This window comes from Lactiplantibacillus fabifermentans DSM 21115, assembly GCF_000498955.2.
Taxonomy (GTDB): domain Bacteria; phylum Bacillota; class Bacilli; order Lactobacillales; family Lactobacillaceae; genus Lactiplantibacillus; species Lactiplantibacillus fabifermentans.
The window spans coordinates 1-8,323 of sequence record NZ_AYGX02000023.1; the positions used below are offsets into that span (position 1 = coordinate 1).

7 protein-coding genes are annotated in these 8,323 nt (G+C 47.1%); 2 read left to right on the top strand and 5 right to left on the bottom strand.

Going from position 1 to position 8,323, the window contains the following annotated elements; genetic code table 11:
- Nucleotides 1-171 precede the first annotated feature (171 nt).
- From DY78_RS01640 to DY78_RS01655, 4 genes are all read right to left on the bottom strand, one after another.
- Nucleotides 172-1,263 carry a DNA alkylation repair protein gene (locus DY78_RS01640; RefSeq protein ID WP_024626337.1) on the bottom strand — a complete coding sequence of 364 codons (1,092 nt, stop codon included), beginning with the start codon at nucleotides 1,261-1,263 and terminating at the stop codon, nucleotides 172-174.
- Between the two features lie 80 nt (nucleotides 1,264-1,343).
- The gene (locus DY78_RS01645) at nucleotides 1,344-3,323 is read right to left on the bottom strand and encodes an elongation factor G (protein ID WP_024626336.1); all 1,980 of its coding nucleotides are present in this window, start codon (nucleotides 3,321-3,323) and stop codon (nucleotides 1,344-1,346) included.
- 126 nt (nucleotides 3,324-3,449) lie between these two features.
- The gene (locus DY78_RS01650; RefSeq protein ID WP_156404091.1) at nucleotides 3,450-3,725 is read right to left on the bottom strand and encodes a hypothetical protein; all 276 of its coding nucleotides are present in this window, start codon (nucleotides 3,723-3,725) and stop codon (nucleotides 3,450-3,452) included.
- Between the two features lie 162 nt (nucleotides 3,726-3,887).
- Entirely contained in the window at nucleotides 3,888-4,841 is a 954-nt protein-coding gene (locus DY78_RS01655) for a hypothetical protein (RefSeq protein ID WP_024626334.1), read from the bottom strand.
- 215 nt (nucleotides 4,842-5,056) lie between these two features.
- On the opposite strand from DY78_RS01655, the gene DY78_RS01660 reads away from it, so the two are divergent.
- Nucleotides 5,057-6,472 carry a 4-hydroxyphenylacetate 3-hydroxylase N-terminal domain-containing protein gene (locus DY78_RS01660; RefSeq protein WP_029779203.1) on the top strand — a complete coding sequence of 472 codons (1,416 nt, stop codon included), beginning with the start codon at nucleotides 5,057-5,059 and terminating at the stop codon, nucleotides 6,470-6,472.
- Between the two features lie 44 nt (nucleotides 6,473-6,516).
- Here DY78_RS01660 and DY78_RS01665 read toward each other — a convergent pair whose 3' ends face one another.
- Nucleotides 6,517-7,341 (bottom strand): MerR family transcriptional regulator, encoded by an 825-nt coding sequence (locus DY78_RS01665; protein WP_024626333.1) that lies wholly within the window; start codon nucleotides 7,339-7,341, stop codon nucleotides 6,517-6,519.
- 83 nt (nucleotides 7,342-7,424) lie between these two features.
- On the opposite strand from DY78_RS01665, the gene DY78_RS01670 reads away from it, so the two are divergent.
- On the top strand, nucleotides 7,425-8,285 hold the full coding sequence (locus DY78_RS01670) for an arginase family protein (protein ID WP_024626332.1): 861 nt from the start codon (nucleotides 7,425-7,427) through the stop codon (nucleotides 8,283-8,285).
- Nucleotides 8,286-8,323: the final 38 nt, after the last annotated feature.

An 8,323-nucleotide genomic window follows, 5' to 3' on the forward strand; every position in this document is an offset into this window, starting at 1 on the left:
GGTTATGCTGAACAATTTGTCCAAAAATTCGGATTAAATTTGCAATCTACCTATTATATGGATTAATTGTTTGATAGGCCATTTTTACTTACTCCCTTAGCTTTTGATTAATTATAGTGTAACCGGTTACGGTAACTAAAAGGCAAGTATTTTGTTCTAAAATTGCATTTTTTATTCAATCTGGGTTAAATCGACTTGGCTTTGAGCGACAACTTGCGTGTTGACCAACAGCTCAATCGTATGAATCCCCTCATATAACCGGCGTGTGGTTAATTGACGCCACTTGATTTTCAAGTCACCGGTTAACGGCGTCCCCTTTTTTAACGTGGTCCGTTTCACAAAAAAGTCCTTAAACGCATCGGTCTTATTTTGCCGCACATAATGCACACGATAGCCGAGATATACAGGTACTGGCTGCTTGGCCGTGACTTGATAGTGTAATAAAGAAGTTGTCCCCATCGCAGCAGTTTGCGTGGTGGGAGTCAAGCTCACCGGTTCCAGCAACTTAGCCGCTTGGATATCATAGCCTTGTAACTGCAAAACGGCCGGCACACCTTGTTTGAATAGCGTTCTTAGGCCTTGCTTTAACACCCAGTCGGTGCGGTCATTTTGGCGCCAATACTTCTGGGCAAACGCGATGACTAACTCCGGATGGTCCTTACTAATATCATTCAAATTATTCGCTACCGACTTTTGCACGTACTCACTATCATCAAAAATCAGCTGCGTTAAAATCGGCATGATAGGCGTTGGGTCATCCACATATTGCGTTAATCGTAAGCCCCACGGTAACCGCGGCCGGATGCCTTCACTAGCTAACCGGCGCACCGCCGCCGACTCACTGTGGGCCCAATGCAACATTTGTTGACTCGTTTGTTCAGGATAGCGCACTAAAAATGGCCGAATCGCAAATTCCGCACTCGAGTATTGTGTCAAATCAGCTAATAACGCCATCGATAGTTGCCAGTCTTCTAATCCGTAAGTCGCGACATAATTTGGAAATACAACCGCAGCCAAACCGGTGAATTGCTGACCAACTTGCTGAATAATCGGCGCAGCCAATGCAAAGTCCGCGGGTAATTGGACGTGCAGTTGCGTGGTGAGGCGGTCTCGTCGCTCCATTAATTTCAAAGCTGACCAGTCTGCCGTTAAACACCCTTTTAGTAATTTTCCGCTATCAAATGATGGTAATAATTGCGTGGTCGCCTGTCCAATTGCTTCAATCAGTTCCGGTGAATATAAGTCTTTTAAAATTGCTGCCATTTTTCCACTCCTCATCGCTAAAAAATAAAGCATGACCCAACTAGTCATGCTTCCAAGTTAAAATGTTTCACGTGAAACACTCAGCGTAACGCTGGTAAATTTTTTAAGTCCGCCGCCGTATACGTATAGTCGCAGTGAGCCATCTCAGGGACTTCTTGCCACGGCACTGGATAACCGGCCCCATGCGCACAAAAGACCGAATCCGGCGTGTTTTCTAAGTCTCCGACGGGATCATAGGCATGGCTCGCCAGCACGTCATCAATGTTATGGCAAGGCCGGTAACCGTCAATCAAACATTCCAATTGACCTTGACCATGCGTATAAGCATTAACAGTCTGCGAATAGTTTTGCATCTCCGCGACGGGCGCAATCCCCGTCAGCGTCGTCATCGCAGCCCCCGTCGTCGCATCAGGGGTGGCAAAGGTGCCACTCATGCGTTGAATATCGTTCATCGCCCGCCCAACTTGAGTTTGGTCGACTGTCAGTCGGAACCGATACCACGGTTCCAACAATTGATAATTGCCGGCTGTCTTAGCCATCATGAGGCCTTGACGTAAGGCCCGCCAAGTTGCTTCGCGAAAGTCACCGCCAACCGAATGGACATTGCTGGCGCGGCCACCGACTAAGGTCACCTTAGCATCGGTCAACGGTGCGCCAATCAACACCCCAAGTTGTTCTTTAGCTTGCAAGTTAGTCAACACTTGATGTTGCCAATTGCGCCCTAAAACTTCCAATGAACAATTCGAGTCAAAAGTTAGCCCGCTACCGACCGCCGTCGGTTGAATTAACAGATGCACTTCCGAGTAATGGCGCAATGGTTCGAAATGGCCGACACCTTCGACGGGTGCCGTGACGGTTTCTTTATATAAGATACTGCCTTCACCAAACCCAATGTCCAAATTAAATCGATCGTGCATGAGTTGTTGCAAGACTTCCAATTGCACCGTCCCCATAATTTGCACCCGAATTTCTTGCAGATGCTCGGACCAAACAACATGTAGCTGCGGATCTTCATCATCTAATTCGCGTAAAGCCGTCAAACACGTATGAATATCATTTTCTTGCGGGTCAAGCGCATAATTCAAAACTGGTTGCATCGCGGGGGCTAAGCTGGCCGTTTGTTGGCCTAAGCCTTGACCGGGATACGTCTCCGTTAACCCGGGAATTGCGCAAACTTCACCAGCAGAAACCGTCGGCGCCGTCGTATATTTGGTGCCATTATACTGCCGCAATTGATTAACTTTTTGTTCTGGTAATAAAACTGCTTTAGTTGCCAAGGTCCCACCCGTTACCCGGAGCCACGTTAAACGTTCCCCGGCATCATGCGAAATTTTAAAGACTTGGGCGCCAAAGTCCGTGGGATAGCTCCGTTCCTGCGTCCATGTTTTTAAACCGGCCATCAGCTGGTCAACGCCAGCTAACTTCAAGGCTGATCCAAAGTAACATGGAAAGACTTGTCGTTTACTAATAAGTGCCCGGACAGTCGCCGGCGCCAATTCACCAGTGGTCAAATAAGCATCTAGCACCGACTCATCTTGCATCGCGACATCTTCCACCGTTGCGTCCGTGAGTTGTCCTGGCGTAGTCGAATTATCGAAGTCTAAACAGCCCGGCGCTAGTTCGCGTTGTAACTCGGCTAATAACGCCGCGCGGTCCGCCCCAGGTGCATCCATTTTATTAACAAAGATTATCGTCGGCACATGATAGCGCGCCAGTAAGCGCCACAGCGTTCGCGTATAGCCCTGCACGCCATCGGTCGCTGAGACGACTAAAATGGCATAGTCGAGCACACTCAATACTTGTTCGGTTTGGGACGCAAAGTCCACGTGTCCTGGGGTATCAAGCAACGTCAGCTCTAAATCTTGATAAGTTAATTGGGCTTGATGGGAAAAAATCGTAATGCCCCGTTGCTTTTCTAGTGCATCCGGATCTAGGAAAGCATCGCCATTATCAACCCGACCGAGCTCGCGCACCGTCCCTGATTGATAGAGCATTGCTTCGGTCAACGTCGTCTTGCCGGCGTCGACATGGGCAATCACGCCCGCAACTATTTTTGGCATGGTTAGCCTTCTTTCGTTAAGGTATATTATCTTTGTCTAGTATAGCGTTTTCGGCCGCTTAACGGGGCGTAAACGTTCGCTGTCAGTAGATAAAAAAAACTTCGAACCCGTCGAAGTTTTTTTATGCTATTTTTTTGGATGCCGTTGTTTCCGCCGATCGGCTAGTGAAACCACGTTTCCGCTAGCTGGAAATGATTGTGGGTGCATCGCCGCGACAAGCTGTTGCGCCCGCGCGGCCGTTAGCACGTCTTCATCAGCCATTAACTGCATCAGACTACTCAAAGTCAGCACGATATTTTGATAATTATCTGGTTCTTCATTCGTTTTTAACCAGGTTACAAATGAGCCCCAAGCTTGTGGCGTCCATTCAGACGGTGACTCCACGGCTTGTTGATACATCATATCGACCACTTCACTGACCGTTTGTAGAACATCACCAGGTTCCCATTCAGTGGGAATATCATAGTTAGCGGCCGGAATCGCTAATTTAATCCCAGCCTCTAAACCTTTTTGATGAGTCTCAATGGCACGTTTTCGTTGCCAAGCAACGCCCGTCTTACTCTGTTACTGATGTTCTTTCAAATAGTCCTGATCTGAATCGGGGTCAATGGCTTTCGCTAAAGCGGTGAGTGCTTCGGGATATTTTAATAGGTCATTGACATCATTGCCAAAATCATCCGCAGTGTCGTCGTCAGCTTGATCTTGTGCTAGTCCCAGCATCACCGGCTCACCGGCACTAATGTAACGCTGATAGTCGCTGGCTCGCTTGGCATTCAACCACCCTTTTTGACCAACAAAACCGATAAACGCCTTTAGTGCAGGCGCAATCATCAAATACTCATCATCGGAAAATTCAGTTTCAGTCACAAACGTGTTGGTCATGACCCCGACAATCGCGGTTTTAGTCCAACTTTTAGGCGTTTTACGATAATCGACATACGCGCTGACGCTTAAAGTTTCAACGAGCGTACTCAAGAGTTCCTCGGAGGCATTCAGCTTGCGATTTTTCCAAGTGGCACTTTCAAAATAAGCTGCCACCCAATCCCTAGTATAATGGAGCAACTTCTCCATCGTAGCGGCCTGCCACTGTGGTAACCCATCACCCAAGTCCACGACCCGCGGCAAAGCGTCAACGTCGGCGGACTCGCGGGTGACTTGCCCATCTTCATCTTCAACTTCGGTCAAGAGCCCTTCCAATTGTGCGGATGACACCTTAATCTTATCAGCGGCCACTAAGAAGCGTAAAAATGCCCGAATTGCCGCATACGTCGCATTCAAAATCTCAATCGCATCGGGGTCAGGATCAAACAATCCTTGTTCCACAAACGCATGCATCGTCAAACTGATCTCATTGATCTGCCACTGCGACCATGCTAGCGGGAATTGACTAGTTAATAAGTCATTAAAATATTTGACCGATTCCTTAATTAGGCCATCCGGATAAATGTTCACGGCCTGATAGGCGGCCGATTTCACAAATTCGGGCCATACCGCGGATATTGTTTGCTCTTTAGCCATGCTTGGAATCTCCTTCGTCTGTCTCTAGTTACTTCAATTTTACACTAAAACCATAAAATGCTGAAATTGACAAAAATCACATCCAACATAATTATCATTCCGCTCGTTCTAATCATCTTAAAAACTATTTTACCCTAAGCCACTTAAAAAGCGCTTTATTCCCTAACATTATCTGCTATAGTGAAATAGATAACAAAGAACAGGGGGATTCTGTTATGCATACCATCGATCAACTGGATGACGGTCGTGCCGTTTACTTAAATGGCGAACGCATCCAAGTTTCACAAGTACCAATTTTCCGTAAAACGCTTGCGCTGAATAATCAGTACTACGCGTTACAAAAAAGCCATCCTGCAGTCCACACGTACACTGAAAATGGCCATACTTATGATATTGCCTTTAAGGTACCACGGACCGTCGACGATTTACGACAAAAACACCAAGCCTATCAAGAAATTGCCGAGACTAATAACGGCATGTTAGGTCGGACACCTGACTTTCTTAATACCGGGATGGCGATCCTAGCCGAGAAGAGCGCCTTTCTCGGTCACAATCAATATACCAACTTCGCTGAAAATGCTAAAAATTATGCCAAGTGGATTAAAGAAAATGACATCTTTATTAGTCACGCTTTGCAAAATCCGCAACTTGACCGTAGCCAACCGATTAATGGGATTCCCAAGGGGTATGCCGGCGTTCATACGATCGAACGTCGCGCAGACGGTATCGTCGTTTCTGGGGCCAAAATGGTCAACACGATGGCGCCGATTGCCGACGATTTGCTCGTCTTTAATCCACCGGAATTACTACTCGAAAAAGGCGATACGAGCTATGGGGTGGCCTTTGCGACGCCATTAAATACGCCGGGTGTCAAAGTCATCTGCCGCAAACTACTCGACCATCCCGGTTATACCGAAGATGACTATCCGTTAAGTAACTTACTGGACGAAATCGACGCGTACATCGTCTTTGACCACGCCTTTATTCCGTGGGATAAGGTCTTCGTGGAAAACGACTACGACATGAGCAACCGTTTCTTCATTGAATCCGGCATGTTCATTCACACATCGCATCAAGACGAAGCGCGAGGCATTACGAAACTCGAATTTGCAACTACGGTGGCGATTCGAGTCGCTAAACTCTTAGGGTTGGACCACTTCTTGGGCGTCCAAGAAAAATTAGGTCGTTTGACCGCCAACTTGGAACTTATCAAAGGAACGATTGCGCGCTCCGAAGATACGGGTCATTTGGACGAACAAGGGATTTACACGCCTAACCTACAAGCCTTAACTGCGGTCCGCGCCAACTTACCGGCCTTTTACGAAGACGCTATGCGTGTTACGCAACATCTAGCGGCCGGTTCAATGGTCGGCGTTCCCGGCTTTGAAGAATTCGCAGGCGATAACGGCGACATCTTACAACAAGCCCTGACGACGAATTTAGCCACCGCTGAAGAACGGTCTAAATTACTCAACTTAGCTTTTGACTTGAGTAGCTCCGGCTTTGGGCAACGCCAATTAATGTATGAATATTATCACGGTGGCGATCCGATGCGCATTCGTTCCAAACATTATTTGGACGAAGATTTGCATGCCGGCAACGCCATGCTCGACCGTTTGTTGCGGGATTAACTTAAAAGGACTAACCGTCTCTGATTGGACGGTCAGTCCTTTTTTCAATCCAAACGCACTCGCAATTCGGTAATAAAATTCGCATCATTTTGATAATCATAACCATCTAATAACGACACTTCATACACGGTCGCCGGCAACTTTCCTTGACGGGCCACATAGGCTGCTTTTAACTGTTGCAAGTAGTCTAAATAAACGGCATGTGACCAGTGAAAAGCCACGCCTAAATACGTTCCGGCTGGTAAAATCAACTGGTTTTCCGCCGGTAAGACCACCTGTTCATCAAATAATTGCGTAAACAAATACTGGTAATGAATCGCCGTTAAAGACTCATAATCGGCCAACGGATATGCACAACCATATTGCAAATTGGCGCGACTGCCCGCCGTTTTGACGAGTTGGACTAACTGGCTGACCGCTACATCTGGCCGATCTTTAGGCGTAATGACGGTGGCACAAGCTTGCTGCGCATAGCGCTGCACCGGTAACTGACGCTCATAAATTTGGCCTAACTGCATTTTAAGTTGTTGTTTGAGTGCTAATTGTTGTTGCTGGCCTTGCAATAGCTGTTTAATGGCTTGCAACCGTTGTATCTCAGCGTCAATCTGCTGGTCTTGTTGTTGTAAAAACGTGACTTGCTGGGCAGCATCGGCTTGTAGCAGCTGTTCAATTTTCTGAATTGATAATCCAAAATACCGTAAGTACTTAATCGTATTGAGTTGAAATAACTGAGGCACATCATAATAACGATAATTATTTTGTTTATCCACCCGGACCGGTTTAAATAGCCCAATCCGGTCGTAGTAGCGTAAAGTTTGGATCGACACGTCCGTTAACCGTGCCAACTCACCAATCGTAAATTCAGCCATACTTTTCCTCCTCGCTTGACCCTATAGTTAGTATAGCCTTTATGCTAAACGAGTAAATCACAATCACTCAGGAGGAATTTTTAATGACTAAAACCTTACGTTTACTCGCCCCCGACTGGCAAGCTGGTGACCAGCCGGTTTATTATCTTGGTGCCCAGTTACTGTCCTGGTTAGCACCTAAAAATGCGCAACAAACCGAAGTTCGTTTGCCCATCACTGCACCAGATGGAGAACCCCTAGCCCGTGAAAATGGCGTGACCGCCCAAGCTACAGTCCGCAACAACGTCCAACTGGCACAAGACGCCATCACAACTGAGCAGCCGGATAAAATCATCACGTTTGGTGGCAACTGCCTCGTGTCCCAAGCGCCTTTTAGCTATTTACATGAAAAGTATGATGAGGACCTCGGCGTCCTTTGGTTGGATGCCCATCCTGATATTTCAACGCCGACGATATTTCAAAACGAACACGCGATGGTCCTCGGTAATTTGTTAGGTCACGGCGATCCAGCCTTGGCTGAGTTAGTCGCCCAACCATTTAATCCTAACCATATTCGCTACGTTGGCTTGCAACAACCCACCACTGACGAAGTACCGTTATTACAACAATTAGGGTTGAGTTATCAACTTGAAACCGATACAGACATCGACATCGCCGCCATCCAAGCCTGGATTACGGCCCACCATTTCAAACACTTAGCGATTCACTTCGACTTAGACGTTTTAGACCCACAATGGTTTAAAGGCCAATACTTCGCTGAACCCGGTCGTGTGGACTTTCCGGCAGCGGCTGGCAAGCTAACACCGGCGATCGTTTTACAATTATTAGCCCAGCTCTCAGCCGACAACGACATCGTGGGCTTGACCCTCGCCGAATATTTACCATGGGACGCGGTCACACTGCAAAAATTCATGGCCAAAATTAATATTTTTGGTAGATTGTAAAATTAATCCGAACGCTGTTCGGACAAAAAAGATCAGCT

What these genes read in the sequence shown, in the direction of transcription:
- DY78_RS01640 (WP_024626337.1), bottom strand. Translation starts at nt 1,263, where the DNA reads ATGGCAGCAATTTTAAAAGACTTATATTCACCGGAACTGATTGAAGCA.
- DY78_RS01645 (WP_024626336.1), bottom strand. Translation starts at nt 3,323, where the DNA reads ATGCCAAAAATAGTTGCGGGCGTGATTGCCCATGTCGACGCCGGCAAG.
- DY78_RS01650 (WP_156404091.1), bottom strand. Translation starts at nt 3,725, where the DNA reads ATGATGTATCAACAAGCCGTGGAGTCACCGTCTGAATGGACGCCACAA.
- DY78_RS01655 (WP_024626334.1), bottom strand. Translation starts at nt 4,841, where the DNA reads ATGGCTAAAGAGCAAACAATATCCGCGGTATGGCCCGAATTTGTGAAA.
- DY78_RS01660 (WP_029779203.1), top strand. Translation starts at nt 5,057, where the DNA reads ATGCATACCATCGATCAACTGGATGACGGTCGTGCCGTTTACTTAAAT.
- DY78_RS01665 (WP_024626333.1), bottom strand. Translation starts at nt 7,341, where the DNA reads ATGGCTGAATTTACGATTGGTGAGTTGGCACGGTTAACGGACGTGTCG.
- DY78_RS01670 (WP_024626332.1), top strand. Translation starts at nt 7,425, where the DNA reads ATGACTAAAACCTTACGTTTACTCGCCCCCGACTGGCAAGCTGGTGAC.